Source organism: Streptomyces sp. NPDC040545 (genome assembly GCF_055595065.1).
On record NZ_JBVIWA010000005.1, the window covers coordinates 79216 to 98723 of the forward strand.

The window sequence follows — 19508 nt, forward strand, 5'->3', positions numbered from 1 at the left end:
TCGCGCCCGTCGACGGAACGTTCCGGCGACGGGCGCGTCGTATACACGGATACCCTTGACCGGTGACCGACGCCCAAGATCCCGCAGCAGACCTGCGCACCACCACCGGGGGCGGCCCCTCGGACGACGTCGTTGTTCCGCCCGGTGGGCTGCCGACTCCCTTGCTGGAGCCCCGTGAGGGGATTCCTCCGGTGGCCGCCGACGCGGACGCCCTCGCCGAAGTGGTCGCAGCCTTCGCCGCGGGCACCGGCCCCGTGGCCGTCGACGCCGAACGGGCCTCCGGATACCGCTACGGCCAGCGCGCCTACCTGGTGCAGCTGCGCCGTGAGGGTGCCGGGTCCGCGCTGATCGACCCGGTGGGCTGCCCCGACCTGTCCGCACTGGGCGAAGCCCTGTCCGGCACCGAATGGATCCTGCACGCCGCCACCCAGGACCTGCCGTGCCTGCGCGAAATAGGCATGGTGCCCACCTCCCTGTTCGACACCGAGCTCGCCGGCCGCCTCGCCGGCTTCCCCCGGGTCGGACTCGGCGCGATGGTCGAGAGCGTGCTCGGCTACGCGCTGGAGAAGGGCCACTCCGCCGTCGACTGGTCCACCCGCCCGCTCCCCGAGCCGTGGCTGCGCTACGCCGCCCTGGACGTGGAGCTGCTGGTCGACCTGCGGGACGCGCTGGAGAAGGAACTGGACCGGCAGGGCAAGCTCGAATGGGCCCACCAGGAGTTCGACGCCATCGCCTCCGCCCCGCCCGCCCCGCCGCGCAAGGACCCGTGGCGCCGTACGTCCGGCATGCACAAGGTGCGCCGGCGCCGGCAGATGGCGGTCGTACGGGAGCTGTGGGAGTCCCGGGACCGGATCGCGCAGCGGCGCGACGTGTCTCCGGGCAAGGTGCTGGGCGACGCCGCGATCGTCGAGGCCGCTCTCGCGCTGCCGGCCAACGTGCACACCCTGTCCGCCCTGCCCGGCTACGGACAGCGGATGGGCCGGCGCCAGCTGGACCAGTGGATGGCCGCCGTGGACCGGGCGAAGGCCCTGCCCGAGAACGAGCTGCCGCAGCCCGGGGCCACCCCGGCCGGTCCCCCGCCGCCGCGCTCCTGGGTGGACAAGGACCCGGCGGCCGCGGCCCGGCTCTCGGCGGCCCGTACCGCCGTCTCGGCGCTGGCGGAGGCGCTGAACCTGCCCCAGGAGAACCTGATCACCCCGGACACGGTGCGCCGGCTGTGCTGGGAGCCGCCGCAGCGGCTGACCGCGGACGCGGTGGCGGAGGCCCTGGCGGGCTACGGTGCCCGGCCCTGGCAGATCGAACTGGTGACCCCGGCGCTGGTCACGGCCCTGACCGCGACCGCCTGAACCGGCGGACCGCGATCCGGTCCCACCCGTAGGAGCCCCCGGCCCGGTGCCGGGGGCTCCGGCTGTTGACCGACGGAAGAGAGACAGGGCCTGTGCATTTAGAAGTCTTTCGTAACGGTGCCGTGGCAGCGCTGACGCTGCTCCTGGCCGCGGGAGCGGGGAGCGCGTCGGCCGCGCCGGCCGCAGATCCGCCCCGGCAGGTGCCGAGCGGTGCGGAGCTGTCCGTCAGGCCTGGGGAGCGGGTCGGCGTGACGACCGAGGCGATGCGGTCCGGGGATGCGTTCAGCGGTGTCCGGATCACCTCCCCGGCTTTCGCCGCCGACGGCACGTTCCGGACGGACGACAGCCTGCTCAAGGCGGTGGCGACGGTCTCCTGTACGGCCGGACCCGGTTCCTACGAGGTGCGGTTCGGCTCGCCCCCCGGAGACGAGAACATCCCGAAGATCAACCGGCTGTGGGGCAGCGTCCGTGTGGCGCCGGCCGATGCCGCCGAGCGTGCGGAGTGCGCGCGGCAGGTGGCCGCGCGGCCGCCGGAATCCATGGAGGAGCGGTACCCCGCGGGCTCGGGGTGGCCGTCGGGCCCCTGGGACGTGCGCTCCGTGGAGCCCGGCGGGGAGCTCGAAGCCGGGGACGGCCTTGCGATGGGCGGCGACGGCATGGTGACGCTGACGTCCCCCGGGTTCACGCGGCCGTTCGTGATGCGCGGCGACAAGCTGGTCTCCGCCATGGTCCGCATCCGCTGCGCCGCGGAGCCCGGCCTCTACGTCGTGCACTGGAACGAGAAGGGCAAGCCCGCCAGGGAATGGGCCCGCTACCGGGTGACCCCGGCCGTGGGGGACCACTGCCAGGACCTGGAGGCCGCGCCGCAGGCGAGCGCGGTCCGGCAGGCGGCTCCCTGGCTGCTGGGCGCGGCCGGGGTCCTGGCCGCGGCGGGGGCCGTCGGCTACGTCGTCTTCCGCCGTATGCGCGAGGCCTGAGCGAGCACGCGTCGGGAGGCCCCCGCTCGCCGCCTGCGGGCGGGGGCCTCCCGGGACGGTGTGCCTAGAGGGTGTCCGTGTAGGCGCCGTCCTCGTCCACGTAGAAGCTGCCCTTCTCCAGGTCGTCGACCTTCCCGTGCTTCAGCCACTGCCCGGACAGCCGGTGCAGGACCTTGGACTGGCGCTCCCAGACCATGGAGTGGCCGGCGCAGGACACCCGGAACATCAGTTTGCGGACCCCGGGGACCGCGTCGTAGAAGGCGGGGACCGAGAAGGTCGGCGAGTTCGCCGTCGCGTCGTGCTCGCCGTAGACGATCATCACCGGCACCTTGTCGCCGAGGACGCCGCCGATCGGGACGGTGTCCTGGTTCCAGCCCCACCAGTAGGAGTTGCGGAACCGCAGCACGCCCTCGGGCGCTCCGGCCGCCGGGCCGCCCCAGGTCCTGCCGACGGGGTCGACGGCCATGAGCTCCTTCCACACCGCGTCGACCATGCCCGCCGCCCGCTGCTTCGGGGACCGCACCTCCTTGTCCCAGGCGCTTTCCAGGCCCGTCCTGCTGGACAGGTTCATCGGGAAGCCGAACAGGGAGGCCGGGGTGGACACGGGGAACGACGCCACCGGTGCGCCGAAGCTCTTCGGCGGTGCGCTGGCCCGGCCGGCGGGCGGGTAGACCGGCGCCAGGAGGAGCAGGCTCTCGACCTTCCCCGGGTTCTGGATCGCGTACGGCCCGAAGACGAAGGCGGCGGCGGACTGCCCGACGAGGGCGACCTTGGTGACGCCCTTCGTGGCCTTGATGTATTCGACGACCGCGTCGACCTCGCCCCACTCGCTCGCGGAGTTGCCGAGCTCGTGCGGGTAGGGCGGGGTGCAGGTGTACGTCAGCGGGTTCGGGTTCAGGATCTCCTGGTGCTGGGGGTTGGCGTTGCAGGGCTTGTCCATCTCCGGGCGCGGCGACAGGCCGGAGCCCGTGAGCTCCATGAGGAACACGTCGAATCCGGCCTTGGCCAGGTGCTGCGCCCAGCTGTACCTGCCGTTGTCGTGCTGGAGGTCGAAGGCCACGACCGAGGGAACGCTCCGGCCGTGCAGCATCAGGACGGCCTTGCGCTGCGCGTTGGGGCCGGGTGGGGTGCCGTCGTACTCCCGCACGTACAGATGGACGGTCTGTCCCGCGTTGGCGGGCACCGCAGAGACGTGCTCGACCTGGTGCTTGATGGGTGGGGTGGTGGCCATTGCTCGCATCCTCCGTCGACCGGGCCGGAGGGGACGCTCCGGCCCGGTCAGGATCGGGACTGCCCGGGGGCGGCGCCACGACCACGGCCGGGGGCCGGGTGCACGTGACCTGAACGGGTTGGCCGGACGGGTCCGATCGGTGGGGGCGACGGGCCGCGGCGGCTCGGCCCGAGTGTGACCTTCGCCGCTCCTCCGGGAGGGGGTGTCCACATGGGTTACCCGCAAGTAGCATGGTCGGGTGAGCGGGCGCTCAGCGACGTACGCCGAACGCCCCCGCGCGCAGCAGTGCACACCCGCACCTGGAGGAGAGCCAACGTGCCTCGTACCGTCAGGGACGTCGTCTTCGTCGACGGCGTCCGCACCCCGTTCGGCAAGGCGGGCCCGAAGGGCATCTACCACGAGACCCGCGCCGACGACCTCGTCGTGAAGGCGATCCGGGAGCTGCTGCGCCGCAACCCGGACCTGGACCCCAAGAAGATCGACGAGGTCGCCATCGCCGCGACCACGCAGATCGGTGACCAGGGCCTGACGCTGGGCCGTACCGCCGGCATTCTCGCGGGCCTTCCGCAGTCCGTCCCGGGCTACTCCATCGACCGCATGTGCGCCGGCGCGCTGACCGCCGTGACCGCCGTCGCGGGCGGTGTGGCCTTCGGTGCCTACGACGTCGCCCTCGCCGGCGGTGTCGAGCACATGGGCCGCCACCCCATGGGCGAGGGCGTGGACCCGAACCCGCGCTTCGTCTCCGAGAAGCTGGTCGACGAGTCCGCCCTGTTCATGGGCATGACCGCCGAGAACCTGCACGACCGGTACCCGACGATCACCAAGCTCCGCGCCGACGAGTACGCCGTGCGCTCGCAGGAGAAGGCCGCCAAGGCGTACGCCGACGGCAAGATCCAGCAGGACCTGGTCCCGATCTCGGTGCGCAACACCAACGAGGCGGCCGGTGAGACGGGCTGGGGCCTGGTCACCACCGACGAGCCGATGCGCCCGGGCACCACGCTGGAGAACCTGGCCGGCCTGAAGACCCCCTTCCGTACGCACGGCCGGGTCACCGCGGGCAACGCCGCCGGTCTCAACGACGGTGCCACCGCCGCGATCATCGCGTCCGAGGACTTCGCCCGGGAGAACAATCTCCCGGTCAAGATGCGCCTGGTCTCGTACTCCTTCGCGGGTGTCGAGCCCGAGGTCATGGGCTACGGCCCGATCCCGGCCACCGAGAAGGCCCTGGCCCAGGCCGGCCTGACCATCGAGGACATCGGTCTCTTCGAGATCAACGAGGCCTTCGCGGTCCAGGTCCTCGCGTTCCTGGAGCACTACGGCATCGCCGACGACGACGCCCGCGTCAACCAGTACGGCGGCGCCATCGCCTTCGGTCACCCGCTCGCCTCCTCGGGCGTGCGCCTGATGACGCAGCTGGCCCGTCAGTTCGAGGAGCAGCCGCACGTCCGCTACGGCCTGACCACCATGTGCGTCGGCTTCGGCATGGGCGCCACGGTCATCTGGGAGAACCCGAACTTCAACGCCGAGGGAGACTCCAAGTGAGCACCACCGCTGAGCTCCTGAAGGGCGCGGCCGAGCTGTTCCCGGACGAGGTCGTCACGTCCGCGCACGTCCGCCACCTGGACCTGCCGTTCGGCGCCGGGCGCTTCGCGCTCATCACGCTGGACAACGGCTTCGACCACACCAAGCCGACCACCTTCGGCCCGCAGTCCCTCGCCAACCTGAACGCGGCGATCGACCAGGTCGAGCAGGAGGCCCTCGCGGGCTCCATCGTCGGCGCGGGCATCACCGGCAAGCCGTTCATCTTCGCGGTCGGCGCCGACCTCAAGGGCGTCGAGCTGCTGAAGAAGCACGACGAGGCGCTCGCCATCGGCAAGGGCGGCCACGACGTCTTCAAGCGCCTCTCGGCGCTGGCGGTCCCGACCTTCGCGTACTACAACGGCGCGGCCATGGGCGGCGGCGTCGAGGTCGGTCTGCACTGCTCCTACCGCACCGTCTCGAAGGCCATCCCGGCCTTCTCGCTGCCCGAGGTCTTCCTCGGCCTGGTTCCCGGCTGGGGCGGCTGCGCCATCCTGCCGAACCTGATCGGCGCCGAGCGCGCGGTCTCGGTGATCATCGAGAACTCGCTCAACCAGAACAAGCAGCTGCGCGGCAAGCAGGTCTTCGACCTGGGCATCGCCGACGCGCTGTTCGAGGGCGCGGACTTCCTGGAGCAGTCGCTCCTGTGGACCGCGAACGTCCTGAACGGCACCACCGAGGTCGTCCGCGACGAGATCGACCGCGGCGAGGCCTGGGACGCGGCCGTCGCCAAGGGCCGCGTCATCGCGGACTCCAAGGTGCACGGCGCCGCTCCCGCCGCCTACCGCGCGCTGGACATCATCGCCGCGGCCAAGGACGGCGACCTCCAGGCCGGCTTCGACGCCGAGGACACGGCGCTGGCCGACCTCATCATGGGCGGCGAACTGCGCTCGGGCATCTACGCCTTCAACCTGGTCCAGAAGCGCGCCAAGCGCCCGGCCGGTGCCCCGGACAAGTCCCTGGCCCGTCCGGTCACCAAGGTCGGCGTCGTCGGCGCGGGCCTGATGGCCTCACAGCTGGCGCTGCTCTTCCTGCGCCGCCTGGAGGTGCCGGTGGTCCTCACCGACATCGACCAGGAGCGCGTGGACAAGGGTGTGGGCTACGTCCACGCCGAGATCCAGAAGCTCCTCGGCAAGGGCCGCATCAACCAGGACAAGGCCAACCGCCTGACCGCCCTGGTGACCGGTGTCCTGGACAAGGCCGAGGGCTTCGCGGACGCGGACTTCATCATCGAGGCCGTGTTCGAGGAGATGTCCGTCAAGCAGAAGGTGTTCGCGGAGGTCGAGGCGGTCGCCCCGGCGCACGCGATCCTCGCCACCAACACCTCCTCGCTGTCGGTGTCGGAGATGGCGTCCAAGCTCCAGCACCCGGAGCGCGTGGTCGGCTTCCACTTCTTCAACCCGGTCGCGATCCTCCCGCTGCTGGAGATCGTCCGCGGTGAGCAGACCGACGACGCCTCGCTGGCCACGGCCTTCGGTGTCGCCAAGAAGCTGAAGAAGACCGCGGTCCTCACCAAGGACGCCCCGGCGTTCGTCGTGAACCGCATCCTGACCCGCTTCATGGGCGAGATCCAGAACGTCATCGACGAGGGCACCCCGGTCGTCACGGCGGAGAAGGCCATCGAGCCGCTCGGCCTGCCGATGTCCCCGCTGGTGCTCCTGGAGCTCGTGGGCCCGGCGATCGGCCTGCACGTCTCCGAGACCCTCAACCGCGCCTTCCCGGAGCGCTTCACCGTCTCGCCGAACCTGGCCGCCGTCGTCAAGGCCGGCAAGCGCGGCTTCTACGTCTACGATTCCGGCAAGCCGGAGCTGGACCCCGAGGTCGCCGCGCTCCTGGTCCAGGGCGATGTCGTCCTGACCGAGGAGCAGGTCCGCGACCGCGTCCTGGACGCGGTGGCGCAGGAGATCGGCCTGATGCTGGAGGAGGGTGTCGTGGCCGAGGCCCAGGACATCGACCTCTGCCTCATCACGGGCGCCGGCTGGCCCTTCCACCTGGGCGGCGTGACGCCGTACCTGGACCGTGAAGGCGTCTCGGAGCGCGTGAACGGCAAGAAGTTCCTCGCCCCCGGCCTCGCGAGCATCCCGGCCTAGTCCGGGTCCGCGAAGGCTGTTCGACGGCTCGGCCCGCCCCTTCCGGGGGGCGGGCCACCGCCGTTCGAATACCTGTCTAAGATTCACCCCCATGACGGAAAAGCACGCGCGGCCCAGACGCCGCCGCCGCATTCTGCGGATCACCCTGCTGCTGGTCGCCGTGCTGATCCTGGGCACGGCCGGGGCCGGCTGGTGGACGTACAGCCACCTCAACTCCAACATCGACAGCGTCGACCTGGACCAGGCGATCGGTGACAACCGGCCCCCGAAGGTCGTCGCGAACGCCCAGAACATCCTGGTGCTCGGCTCCGACTCGCGCGCCGGAGCCAATGCCGATCTCGACCACGGCGATGTCAGCGGTGCCCGCTCGGACACCGCGATGCTGGTGCACATACCCGAGGGCCGGGCCAAGGCCACCGCGGTGAGCATCCCCCGCGACACCCTGATCACCCGGCCCGAGTGCAAGGACGGGAACGGCAAGACGCTGCCGTCCGCCAAGCGGGTCATGTTCAACTCCGTCTACTCGCTCGCCGGCCCGGCCTGTGTGGTCAACACCGTGGAGCAGCTGTCCGGCGTCCGCGTGGACCACTTCGTCGAGGTCGACTTCGCCGGCTTCAAGGGCCTGGTCGACGCGCTGGGCGGGGTCACCGTCACGCTGGACAAGCCGATGAGCGGCGCCAAGGGCGGCCTGAAGCTGGACGCGGGCACGCACCGGCTGGACGGCACCGACTCGCTGAAGTTCGTCCGTACCCGCTACGGCTACGGCGACGGCAGCGACCTCGGACGCATAGGCCTCCAGCAGCAGTTCATGCTGGCGATGCTGTCCGAGATCAAGAAGCAGGACGCCCTCGGCAACCCGGCGCGGCTCTACAAGCTCGCGGACGCCGGCACCAAGTCGCTGACCACCGACTCCGACCTCGGCTCGCTCACGGCGCTGGCCGACTTCGCGCAGAGCATGAAGGGCGTGAACCCGGAGACGATGGAGACGATCATGCTGCCGGTCGCCTACGACAAGGTGGACCCCAACCGCGTGATCGTGGCCGAGCCGCAGGCGACGCAGCTGTGGGACGCCATCCGCAAGGACCAGCAGATCCCGGCCTCGGCGAAGAACTCCCCCGCCAAGGGCTGAGCAGGACAAGGGCCGCAGGGGCGCGTCCGCGGCCCGCCCCTCACCCGGCGCGCCGCCCCCGGACCGCCCAGGCCCGGGCGGTGAGCTCGACGGATCCGCCCGGCCCGTACGGGACGGCCTCGCGCAGCGCGTCCCGTACCCGCTCCCGGCCGGCCGCGGGCAGGGCGGCGAGGTATCCCGGGGCCGGGCCCTGCCCCGTCAGGAACGGTTCCCACAGGTCCGCGAAGCCGGCGAACACCGTGGGGACCTCGATCGGGGCGGCCACGACCTCGCCGAGTCCCGCCCGCGTCCACAGCGCGCGCAGTGCTTCCGGACGGCACAGGGGGAAGCGCCGGCGCTCGTCCAGCGCGGCCGCGGACGGATCCGCGAGGACCGCCGCGTCCCAGAAGAGCCGCAGCAGGTCCATGCCTTCCGCGTAGTCCCACACGTACGCCGCGACCAGGCCGCCCGGGCGGACCGAACGGACCATCTCGGCAACGGCCGTGGCGGGCGGCGTGAGGAAGTTCAGGGTCAGGCCGCTGACCACCGCGTCGCACACGCCGTCGCGCACCGGCAAGGCCGTCGCGTCCGCCACGGCGACGTGCGTCCCGGCCGTGGCCGCGTCCCGGGCCCAGGCGGCGTACCCCGGTGACCGGTCGACCGCCAGGACCTCACGGGGCCGGCACCGGGCGGCCACCGCCGCCGACAGCCCGCCGGTGCCGCATCCGACGTCGAGCCACCGAAGCCGGGCCGGGAGGCCGAGCCACTCGGTGAACCGCTCCGCGACGGGGCGGCTCCACCGGCCCATGTAGCGCTCGTAGCCGGCCCCGGCCGTCCATACGTCGAACCGGTGTTCTTCCCTGTGCGTCATGGGCGCCCCCAACACGGAAACACGGGTCCCGGACCCGTCGCCGAGGGCCGTACGGGTTGCCCGTACGGCCCTCGCCGGTCCGCCGCGGCGGACCGGTCGCCCGTCAGAACTCCGCGTTCTGGCCGACCTTGTGCAGGCGGCTGTTGCGGTAGCCGTAGGCGAAGTAGACGATGATGCCGATGACCATCCAGATGCCGAAGCGCAGCCAGGTCTCGGTCGGCAGGTTGAGCATCAGCCAGAACGACGCCGCGATCGACAGGATCGGGACGAACGGCACCCACGGGGTGCGGAAGGACCGGTGCAGGTCGGGGCGGCTCTTGCGGAGGATGATCACGCCGAGGGCGACCACCACGAAGGCGAACAGAGTGCCGATGTTCACCAGTTCCGCGAGGGTCTTCAGGCTGGTGAAGCCCGCGACGATCGCGATGATCCCGCCGAGCAGGATGGTCGCCCGGTAGGGGGTGCGGTACTTGGGGTGCGTCACGGAGAAGACCCGCGGCAGCAGTCCGTCACGGCTCATCGCGAAGAACACGCGGGTCTGGCCGAGCAGCAGGATCATGCACACGGTGATCAGACCGACGGCCGCGCCGAGGCTGATGGCACCCGAGAAGAACGGCTGGTTCACCGATTTGAAGGCTTCGGCGAGCGGCGCGGTCGGGGACATCTCCGAGTACTTCTGCATGCCGGTGACCACCAGGGTCACGGCGACGTAGAGCACCGTGCAGATCAGCAGCGAGCCGAGGATGCCGCGCGGCATGTCCCGCTGGGGGTTCTTGGTCTCCTCGGCCGCCGTCGCCACCACGTCGAAGCCGATGAAGGCGAAGAAGATGAGCGAGGCCGCCGTGAAGATGCCCATGACGCCGAAGTTCGTGGGCTCGTAGCCGAAGAGCACCTGGACCATGGGCGCGTGCCAGCCGCTGACGCCCGCGCCCTGTGGCTGGGCCGGCGGGATGAACGGCGAGTAGTTGTCGGCCTTGATGAAGAACAGGCCCGCGACGATGACCAGCAGGACGACCGCCACCTTGATGGCGACGACGACCGCCGTGATGCGGGCCGAGAGCTTCGTCCCGACGACCAGGATCACCGTCAGCACCAGGACCAGCAGGAACGCCAGCAGGTCGAAGTGGCCGCCGGCATCGGGACCGGCCAGGGAGGTCGGCAGGGTCCAGCCGAGGTTGGTGTCCATGAGGTGGCGCACGTACCCGGACCAGCCGACCGCGACGACGGCCGTGCCGAGTGCGAACTCCAGTACCAGGTCCCAGCCGATGATCCAGGCGGGCAGCTCACCGATCGAGGCGTACGAGAACGTGTACGCCGACCCGGCCACCGGGACGGTGGACGCGAACTCGGCGTAGCAGAGCGCCGCGAGGGCGCAGACGATGCCCGCCGCCACGAAGGCGAGGGCGGTAGCGGGACCGGCATTGTTCCGGGCGGCGATGCCCGTGAGGACGAAGATGCCGGTGCCGATGATGACGCCCACACCGAAGACCGTGAGGTCCCAGGCGGAGAGCGACTTGCGGAGCGCGTGTTCCGGCTCCTCCGTGTCGCGGATGGACTGCTCCACCGTCTTGGTACGGAATGGGCTGTTCAGATCCTTGCTCACCGACGCCTCCGAGAGGTGACGACGCACGAACGGGCCGGGAGGCCCACCCTTCAAGAGTGATCTCCCGGCCCGTGACGTGCAACCGCGCGTCGATCTACGAACGGCGCGCGCGGCGAGTTCCGGCTAGTCGACGGCGGCGGCCGGCTCGCTGTCGTAGCGGCCGTCCAGCTTGGCGACCAGGCCGGTGACCTGCCGGGCGATGTCCGGTGCGGTCAGGCCGATCTCGGCCATGATCTCCTTGCGGAGGGCGTGGTCGAGGAAGCGCTGCGGGATACCGAAGTCGCGCAGCGGTACGTCGACACCCGCGTCCCGCAGGGCCTGCGAGACGGCGGCGCCCACACCGCCGGTACGGCCGTTGTCCTCGACGGTGACGACCACGCGGTGCCGGTCCGCGAGCGGGGCCAGGGCCTCGTCCACGGGCTTGACCCAGCGGGGGTCGACCACGGTCGTGGAGATGCCCTGCTTGTCCAGCAGGTCGGCGATCTCCAGGCACATCGGGGCGAGCGCACCGACCGAGACGAGCAGTACGTCCGGACGGGTGACCTCGGCGCCCGGGGCGCGCAGGACGTCCATGCCGCCGATCCGGCCGACGGCCGGGACGGCCGGGCCGACGACGCCCTTGGAGTAGCGCACGACGGTCGGGGCGTCCTTGACCTCGACGGCCTCGCGGAGCTGGGCGCGCAGCTGCTCGGCGTCGCGCGGCGCGGCGAGCCGCAGGCCGGGGACGACCTGCAGGATGGACATGTCCCACATGCCGTTGTGGGAGGCGCCGTCGTCGCCGGTGACACCGGCACGGTCCAGGACGAAGGTGACACCGCACTTGTGCAGGGCCACGTCCATCAGGACCTGGTCGAAGGCGCGGTTGAGGAAGGTCGCGTACACCGCGAAGACCGGGTGGACCCCGCCGGTGGCCAGGCCCGCCGCCGAGGTGGCACCGTGCTGCTCGGCGATGCCCACGTCGTAGATCCGGTTCGGGAAGGCCTCGGCGAACTTGTTGAGGCCGACCGGGTGGAGCATGGCGGCGGTGATGCCGACGATGTCCTCGCGCTCGTGGCCGAGCTTGACCATCTCGTCGGCGAAGACGGAGGTCCAGCTGGCGGCGGCGGTCTTCACCGGCAGGCCGGTGTCCGGGTGGATCACGCCGACCGCGTGGAAGCGGTCCGCCTCGTGCTCCAGGGCCGGGGTGTAGCCGCGGCCTTTCTGGGTGAGGCAGTGCACGATGACCGGGCCGCTGAAGCGCTTGGCGCGCTGCAGGGCGGACTCCAGGGCCTCGATGTCGTGGCCGTCGATGGGCCCGATGTACTTGAGCCCGAGGTCCTCGAACATGCCCTGCGGGGCGATGAAGTCCTTGAGGCCCTTCTTGGCGCCGTGCAGGGTCTCGAAGAGCGGCTTCCCGACGACCGGGGTGCGCTCCAGGATCTCCTTGCCGCGGGCCAGGAAGCGCTCGTAGCCGTCCGTGGTGCGCAGGGTCGCCAGGTGGTTGGCGAGGCCGCCGATGGTGGGGCCGTACGAACGCTCGTTGTCGTTGACGACGATGACGAGCGGGCGGTCCTTGGCGGCGGCGATGTTGTTGAGCGCCTCCCAGGCCATGCCACCGGTCAGCGCCCCGTCGCCGATGACGGCGGCGACGTGGTGGTCCTCGCGGCCCAGCACCTCGTTGGCCTTGGCGAGGCCGTCGGCCCAGCCGAGCACGGTGGAGGCGTGCGAGTTCTCGATCACGTCGTGGTCGGACTCGGCGCGCGAGGGGTAGCCCGACAGGCCGTTCTTGGTGCGCAGGCCGGCGAAGTTCTGGCGGCCCGTGAGCAGCTTGTGGACATAGGCCTGGTGGCCGGTGTCGAAGAGGACCTTGTCCTTGGGCGAGTCGAAGACCCGGTGCAGGGCGATCGTCAGTTCGACCACCCCGAGGTTGGGGCCGAGGTGCCCGCCGGTCTTGGAGACGGCGTCGACGAGGAAGGACCTGATCTCGGCCGCGAGCTGGTCGAGCTCCTCCTGGCTGAGCCGGTCCAGATCGCGCGGTCCCTTGATGCGGGTCAGCAGCACCCGTGCCTCCTTGCAGTTGCTTGCTGGTCTGTCGAGTCTAATGTTCCGCCCCCGGCCACGGTCATCGGGCCGTCCCGAGGGAGTCACACCTTTGTCATACATGTACGCACGACCTGACGGCCACACATCACATACGGGCGTATACCCGCACATGAGTACCTCGTACATGCACGCGCAGATGCCCGGCGCCACGAGAAGTGGCGCCGGGCACTGTGACCGGTCTTACCGCCGGATGTCACTCCGGCGGGCAGTCGGACGCGCGGTCAGGCGCGTCCGGCCGTCTTCTGGGTCTTGCGGGTGACCGAGTCGATCACCACGGTGGCCAGCAGGACCGCGCCGGTGATCATGTACTGGATCGGCGTCGCGATGCCTTCCAGGGCCAGACCGTACTGGATCGAGACGATGACCATGACGCCGAGGAGGGCGTTCCAGGTCCGGCCCCGGCCGCCGAAGAGGCTGGTGCCGCCGATGACGGCCGCCGCGATCACGTTCATCAGCAGGTCGCCGGCGCCGGCGCTCTGGTTGGCCGCCGCGATCTTGGAGGCCCAGAACAGGCCGCCGATGGCCGCGAAGGTGCTGGAGATCGCGAAGACCGTGATCCGGATCCGGGTGACGTTGATGCCCGCGCGGCGGGAGGCCTCGACGCTGCCACCCAGTGCGAAAACGTTTCGCCCGAAGGTCGTGCGGCGCAGCAGGAAGTCCGTGACCACCAGGGCCAGCAGGAAGAGCACCACCGCGAGCGGCAGGCCCTTGTACTGGTTGAACAGCACGGCGGGGCCGAAGGTGCACAGCGCGAGCAGGCCGGTGCGCAGCAGGATCTCGGCGAGCGGCCGGGAGGGCATCCCGGCGGCCTCGCGGCGCCTCGCGTCGAGGAAGGCCGCGAGGAAGTAGCCGGCCACCGCGAGCGCGGCCAGCCCGTAGGCGACGGCCACGTCCGAGAAGAAGTACGTGGTCAGCTGGCCGACCACGCCGTCGGAGTCGATGTTGATCGTGCCGTTGCTGCCGAGGATCTGCAGCATCGCGCCGAGCCAGAAGAGCAGTCCCGACAGGGTGACGGCGAAGGCCGGGGCACCGATCTTGGCGAAGAAGAAGCCGTGGATGCAGCCGATCAGGGCGCCTCCGACGACGGCCGCGAGGATGGCCAGCCATTCGTTCACGCCGTGGGTGACGGCGAGGACGGCGACGATCGCACCCGAGACACCGCTGACCGAGCCGACCGAGAGGTCGATCTCGCCGAGCAGCAGCACGAAGATGATGCCGATGGCGATCATGCCGGTGCCGGTCATCGTGATCGCGATGTTGGTCAGGTTCTCCGGGGAGAGGAAGTTCGAGTTCAGCCCCTGGAAGATGGACCAGATGACGATCAGGCCGATGACGACCGGGAGGGAACCCAGGTCGCCCGCCTTCATCTTGCGCTTGAACTCGCCCACGTATCCGGCGAGCCCCTCCTCCCTGACGAGGAGGCGGGGGTCCACGGCCGGGATCGCGTCGTGCGCGGCCGCGGGGTTGACCGGGTCGATGTGCTCCTGCTGGTCGACCGAGCCCTTGTCCAGTGGACCGGTGGCAGGGTTCTGGGTGCTCACTTGCCGGCCTCCGAGGTGCGGGCCGCCCGGCGGGTCACGGCGTTGTCCGTGGCACCGGTGATGGCGGAGATGATCTCTTCCTGCGAGGTGTCGGCGACGTTGAAGACACCGTTGTTGCGGCCCAGCCGCAGGACCGCCACCTTGTCGGCGACGGCCTTCACATCGGCCATGTTGTGGCTGATGAGGATGACGGCGTGGCCGCGCTCGCGCAGCCGCTCCACCAGGTCGAGAACCTGTGCGGTCTGCTCCACACCGAGGGCGGCGGTGGGCTCGTCGAGGATGACGAGCTGGGGCTCGCCCAGCATGGAACGGGCGATGGCCACGGTCTGGCGCTGACCGCCGGAGAGTGACGCGATGGGAATCCGGACACTGGGGATCCGGATGGACAGGGTGGTCAGGAGCTCGCGGGCGCGCCGCTCCATCTCCACCTCGTCGAGGATGCCGTAGCTCTTGAGCTCACGGCCGAGGAAGAGGTTGCCGACGACATCGATGTTGTCGCACAGCGCCAGGTCCTGGTAGACCGTCGCGATGCCCAGGTTCTGGGCGTCATGGGGCTTGCCGATGGAGACCGGACGGCCTTCCCACTCGATGACACCTTCATCGATGGGGTGCACGCCGGCGATCGTCTTGACCAGCGTGGACTTTCCGGCGCCGTTGTCGCCGACGAGGGCGACCACTTCACCGGAGTGGATCTCGAGTTCTACGTCGGTCAGGGCCTGAACGGCGCCGAACCGCTTCGAGACCCCTCGCAACGCCAGCACGGGCGCAGCGGACACATGAACCATCTCCTTCGCCGCCTGACCGGCGGGGATGTCGTGCAGAAGAGCAGGAGCGGGGCGAATGGGGGAACGTTTCTGCCCGGCGCCCCGCCGGGTGGCGGGGAGTAAGGGGCGGGGCGCCGGTCAGGCACGGGGGGCCGCCTCACGGGGAGGCGACGGGGGCCGCTACTTCAGGCCGGCGGCGGCGCAGGCCGCCGCGTACTTGTCGGTGCAGATCTCGTCCACCGTGTAGACGCCGTCCTTGACGACGGTGTCCTTGATGTTGCCCTTGGTCAGCGAGACGACCGGGATCAGGACGGACGCGACACCCTTGGTGGTCGGGCTGTCGACCGTGGACGTGGTGCCCTCGGCCTTTCCGCCCTTGGCGAGGGAGACGGCCATCTTCGCCGCGGCCTCGGCCTCGGGGGCGTACGGCTTGTAGACGCTCATGAACTGCTCGCCCGCGACGATCCGCTGCACACCGGCGAGTTCCGCGTCCTGGCCGGTGACCGGCGGCAGGGGGGAGACGCCGGCGGCCTTGAGGGCGGTGATGATGCCGCCGGCCATGCCGTCGTTGGCGGAGTAGACGCCGATGACCTTGTCCTTGCCGAGCGCGGAGAGCGCGGCCGCCATGTTGGTGTTGGCGTTCTCCGGCTTCCACTCGACGGTGTCGTACTCCTTGCCGACGTTCACCTTGCCGTCGAGCTCGGAGTGCGCGCCGGACTTGAAGAGCTTGGCGTTCGGGTCGGTGACCGAACCGTTCATCATGACGATCTGGCCGTCCTTGGCCTTGTCGCCCAGCGCCTCCAGCAGGGCCTTGCCCTGGACCTTGCCGACCTCTTCGTTGTCGAAGGAGGTGTACGCGTCGATCGGGCCCTCGGCCAGGCGGTCGTAGGCGACGACCGGGATGCCGGCGTCCTTGGCCTTCTTGACCGAGCCCGCGATGGCCTTGGAGTCCACCGCGTCGATGATCAGGACGTCCACCTTGTTGGTGATCATCGTGTCGACCTGGGAGTTCTGCGTGGTCGCGTCCTGCTTGGCGTTCGCGTAGACGACCTTGCCCTTGCCGCCGGTGAGCTCGGCGACCTTCTTCTCGATCAGCGGCTTGTCGAACTTCTCGTAACGCGCGGTCTGGTTCTCCGGCAGGAGCAGACCGACCTTGATCTCGTCGCCCTTGGCAGCGCCGGAGGACGCCTTCGTCGTGTCGCCGGCCTCCTTCGCACTGCCACAAGCGGCGAGCGAAACGGCCATGGCACCAGCGGCTACAGCTACGGCGGCTCTGCGCATACGCGTGTTCATTACTTGAACCTCCCTGACGAGGCCGCAGCGGCGCGGCCGAGGTGGATGTGAGTCAACCCCGGCCGCGTTTTGCCGTCAAGGAGTGAATTCTTAACGAGATGACAACGGTGCCATTCGTTATCTACCTGAAGGCAAGACGGCTGGAGCTCGCACTCCACTTCCATGATCCGACAAAAGTGTCGAATCGCCCATCTCGCTGAGGACGAGTGCCAGTGCGCCCAGCACCTCGGCCCGTCCGCCCAGGTTCCCCGTCAGCACCGACAACTGCCGGGCCGCACTGGGGATCGCGTACCTTCCCACCGATTCACGGATGGGAGCGAGCACGAGTTCACCGGCCTCCGCCAGCGAGCCGCCCAGCACCACCCGGCTGGGGTTGAGGAGGTTGCACAGACTGGCCACGCCGCTGCCGATGTGCCGGCCCACGTCCGTGATCACCCGACGGCAGCCCGGGTCCCCCTCACGGGCCAGTTCGACCACCCGCTCCATGGTCAGCTCCGGCCCGTGCGTGCCCTGGAGCAGCGGCAGTACGTACCGGGCGGCCGCGAAGGTCTCCAGGCAGCCGCGGTTGCCGCAACGGCAGACCGGGCCCGATTCGTCCAGGGTGATGTGCCCGATCTCGCCCGCAGTGCCGCCGGGTCCGCGGTAGATCTGGCCGTTGATCACCAGGCCCGCGCCGACGCCGCTGGCCACCTTGATGTAGGCCAGGTCCTTCACTCCCCGCCCGCTCCCCCAAACGAGTTCACCGAGGGCGCCGAGGTTCGCGTCGTTGTCCACGTACACGGGCACCCCGAGGCGCTGCGAGAGCTCCTGACGCGGGTTGATGCCCGCCCAGCCCGGCAGGATCGCGGTCGAGCCCAGCGTCCCGGACTCCACGTCGATGGGGCCGGGCACGCCGAGCCCGACGCCGATCACCTTCTCCAGCCCGACGCCGATGTCCGCGATCAGCCGTCCGACCAGGGCTTCCGCCCGGTCGAAGCCGTCCGCCCAGGACGCGTCGACGTCCAGCGGCTCGGACTCCTCGGCCAGCACCTGGTGGGCCAGGTTCCCCACCGCCACCCGCAGGTGGGTGTGGCCGAAGTCGACACCGATGACGATCCCCGCGTCACCGCTGAGCGAGACGCTGCGCGCCCGGCGGCCGCCGGCCGAGGTGTCCGTGACCTCGACGGTCCCGCCGTCCTTCAGCTCCCGGACGATGTTGGAGACCGTGGCCGCCGACAGTCCGGTGGCTCGGGCGATCTCCGCCTGGGTCAGTGATCCCGCGAGCCGCACCGCCCGCACGACCCGTTCGAGATTCGCGCGATGCAGCGACGACTGCGATCCGGGAGTCTGCACGACTCATCCACTCCTGCCCATTAGCGACGGCCAGCCGTCGCCCCCCGGCCGGGACACGTCACGGCTTCACGCTCCGAGACCCCGGCATCTCTCCAACTTGTGAACCTTAAGTCGAGCCTTTACGCATCCACACGTCAAGAGGCTGACACGGCATGAAACGGCTGATACTGGCCTAAAGGGGGAGAGAAGCGGCCGTTGGATCGTGCTACGGTCGCCGGGACGCCGGTCCTCTGCGGCCCTTCCGGCCGGACCTGGCGTCGTGCAACGACCGCGCTACGCAAGGAGGTGTTCGGGATGAGTCCCGATCGAAGCCCTTGCGGCGCCCTCGTCGGCTGACCTTCCGGCCGGCTGATCTCCCTCCGGGTGCGCACGGCAGCGGTGGACCGCTGTCCCCGTGCGCGCTCGCGTTCCGTTCGCGTTCCATCGCGTTCCTTCCTTCCACATTCCCTTCCTTCCGCATGCCCTGCCAACTCCGCCGGGCCTGCGTCATCCATGCCCACCGGCGCGCCCGCGGCCCCTCGGGGCCGTTGCGCGCCGACCCATGATCACTCCACGTGACCGCTCGGCTCCGTGCTGCCCGGACACCGTGGAATGATCAACGGCTTCACCAAGGGCAACTGGGACGAGGCCTTCCGCTTCGGTGTCGCCGTCGCCGTCTGGCTGACCCCCGACCTGGTCGGCCGGGCCCGCGTGACAGGGCACGAAGAATGAATTGAACACGTTCAGCCCGGCTGGCACTATGGATCCAGGATCCAGGGCGCCGCCGGCCGGGCGGGCGGCCGGGTTCGCCGTGCCACGAGGGGGATTGATCGTGCATCAGAAACGGTCGTACGGGCGCGTGCTGGTGGTCTCCACACTGGTGGGATGCCTGGAGGTCGCGCTCACCGTCGTGGTGGCCGTGCTCTACGTGCAGACGCAGCCTCCGCCGGACGAAGCCCCCGACTACACCGAGATCGGGGGGAGCCTGGTCGCGCTCACGCCCCTCATCGGCTTCATCTCGTTGCTGCTGTCGCTCATCTTCGTACTGCCCGCGCTCGCGCTGGCCGACCTCCTCGGCCGCTGGCTCGGCAGGCACGCGGCCTGGTGGTCGGCTCCGCCGATCGTGGCGGCCCTGGTGGCGTCGCCGATCTGGATCGTCGCGACGTACAACGACGCGCAGACGCGGGGCACGCTGGTCTTCTGGGCCTCGGCCACGGCCTCGCTCTCGGCGGGCGCGCTGATCGCCCTGCCCCGGGGCGAGGGACTGCTGCGGCGGGTGGTGCTGTGGGGCACGGGGGTGGTGGCGGGGACGGGCCTGTTCGGCGCACTCGGGCTCGCCGTCGGCCTGCTGCCCGCGTACGAGCCGCCGGCGATCGGTCCGCAGACCATGCCCGGCAGCTGGATCGACCACACGGGCAACACCCTGGTCTTCACCTCGGACGGCCGGGTCACCGCCTCCGGCGTCGGCGGGCGCAGCCCCTTCGACTACCCCGGCGACCCGTCGCCGAGCTGCTCGGGCTCCGGGACCTGGGTCTACGAGGGCGGCCGGGACGTCTGGACGCAGAAGGTCCGCATAGACATCCCGGGGTGCAGCTGGCCCGCGTGGGGCGTCGACGGCACCGCCCGGGAGCCCCGGATCCACCAGCACATCGGCGGCCCGGGTTCCGGAGAGCTCTACAAGCTGCGGAAGGCCTCCGGCGGATCCTGACCCCG

Annotated in this window: 14 protein-coding genes; 6 read left to right on the forward strand and 8 right to left on the reverse strand. The window is 70.4% G+C overall.

The annotated features are described in order from the left end of the window. Positions 1-62 precede the first annotated feature (62 nt). Both ACZ573_RS12815 and ACZ573_RS12820 read left to right on the forward strand, forming a co-directional pair. A complete protein-coding gene (locus ACZ573_RS12815; protein WP_471302832.1) occupies positions 63-1346 on the forward strand; it encodes an HRDC domain-containing protein in 1284 nt (427 codons plus the stop codon). A gap of 122 nt (positions 1347-1468) precedes the next feature. Next, positions 1469-2323 (forward strand): hypothetical protein, encoded by an 855-nt coding sequence (locus tag ACZ573_RS12820; RefSeq protein ID WP_471302833.1) that lies wholly within the window; start codon positions 1469-1471, stop codon positions 2321-2323. A 64-nt stretch (positions 2324-2387) separates the two neighbouring features. On the opposite strand, the gene ACZ573_RS12825 is transcribed toward ACZ573_RS12820, so the two are convergent. Then, positions 2388-3554 (reverse strand): alpha/beta fold hydrolase, encoded by a 1167-nt coding sequence (locus ACZ573_RS12825; RefSeq protein WP_471302835.1) that lies wholly within the window; start codon positions 3552-3554, stop codon positions 2388-2390. A 315-nt stretch (positions 3555-3869) separates the two neighbouring features. Between ACZ573_RS12825 and ACZ573_RS12830 the strand changes: the two genes are divergently transcribed. The 3 genes from ACZ573_RS12830 (at position 3870) to ACZ573_RS12840 (ending at position 8351) form a co-directional block, all read left to right on the forward strand. Then, entirely contained in the window at positions 3870-5096 is a 1227-nt protein-coding gene (locus ACZ573_RS12830) for a thiolase family protein (protein WP_189739315.1), read from the forward strand. Next, a complete protein-coding gene (locus ACZ573_RS12835; protein WP_471302838.1) occupies positions 5093-7222 on the forward strand; it encodes a 3-hydroxyacyl-CoA dehydrogenase NAD-binding domain-containing protein in 2130 nt (709 codons plus the stop codon). Before ACZ573_RS12830 ends, ACZ573_RS12835 begins: the two co-directional genes overlap by 4 nt. A gap of 91 nt (positions 7223-7313) precedes the next feature. After that, entirely contained in the window at positions 7314-8351 is a 1038-nt protein-coding gene (locus tag ACZ573_RS12840; protein WP_382539115.1) for an LCP family protein, read from the forward strand. Positions 8352-8391: 40 nt separating this feature from the next. On the opposite strand, the gene ACZ573_RS12845 is transcribed toward ACZ573_RS12840, so the two are convergent. From ACZ573_RS12845 to ACZ573_RS12875, 7 genes are all read right to left on the reverse strand, one after another. Next, complete coding sequence (locus tag ACZ573_RS12845; RefSeq protein WP_471302841.1) at positions 8392-9201, reverse strand: class I SAM-dependent methyltransferase; 810 nt, start codon at positions 9199-9201, stop codon at positions 8392-8394. A gap of 103 nt (positions 9202-9304) precedes the next feature. Then, positions 9305-10804, reverse strand: coding sequence for an amino acid permease (locus ACZ573_RS12850; RefSeq protein ID WP_471302843.1), 1500 nt, complete (start codon positions 10802-10804; stop codon positions 9305-9307). 123 nt (positions 10805-10927) lie between these two features. After that, a complete protein-coding gene (gene dxs / locus ACZ573_RS12855) occupies positions 10928-12844 on the reverse strand; it encodes a 1-deoxy-D-xylulose-5-phosphate synthase (protein ID WP_266353690.1) in 1917 nt (638 codons plus the stop codon). A 263-nt stretch (positions 12845-13107) separates the two neighbouring features. Further along, positions 13108-14397 (reverse strand): sugar ABC transporter permease, encoded by a 1290-nt coding sequence (locus ACZ573_RS12860; RefSeq protein ID WP_030008681.1) that lies wholly within the window; start codon positions 14395-14397, stop codon positions 13108-13110. A gap of 26 nt (positions 14398-14423) precedes the next feature. Continuing rightward, on the reverse strand, positions 14424-15212 hold the full coding sequence (locus ACZ573_RS12865) for an ATP-binding cassette domain-containing protein (RefSeq protein WP_301365550.1): 789 nt from the start codon (positions 15210-15212) through the stop codon (positions 14424-14426). A gap of 159 nt (positions 15213-15371) precedes the next feature. Beyond that, complete coding sequence (locus ACZ573_RS12870) at positions 15372-16484, reverse strand: sugar ABC transporter substrate-binding protein (RefSeq protein WP_373038325.1); 1113 nt, start codon at positions 16482-16484, stop codon at positions 15372-15374. A gap of 117 nt (positions 16485-16601) precedes the next feature. Continuing rightward, on the reverse strand, positions 16602-17816 hold the full coding sequence (locus ACZ573_RS12875; RefSeq protein ID WP_314248558.1) for an ROK family transcriptional regulator: 1215 nt from the start codon (positions 17814-17816) through the stop codon (positions 16602-16604). A gap of 811 nt (positions 17817-18627) precedes the next feature. Between ACZ573_RS12875 and ACZ573_RS12880 the strand changes: the two genes are divergently transcribed. Continuing rightward, the gene (locus ACZ573_RS12880) at positions 18628-19503 is read left to right on the forward strand and encodes a hypothetical protein (RefSeq protein WP_471302846.1); all 876 of its coding nucleotides are present in this window, start codon (positions 18628-18630) and stop codon (positions 19501-19503) included. The last annotated feature ends 5 nt before the right edge of the window (positions 19504-19508 follow it).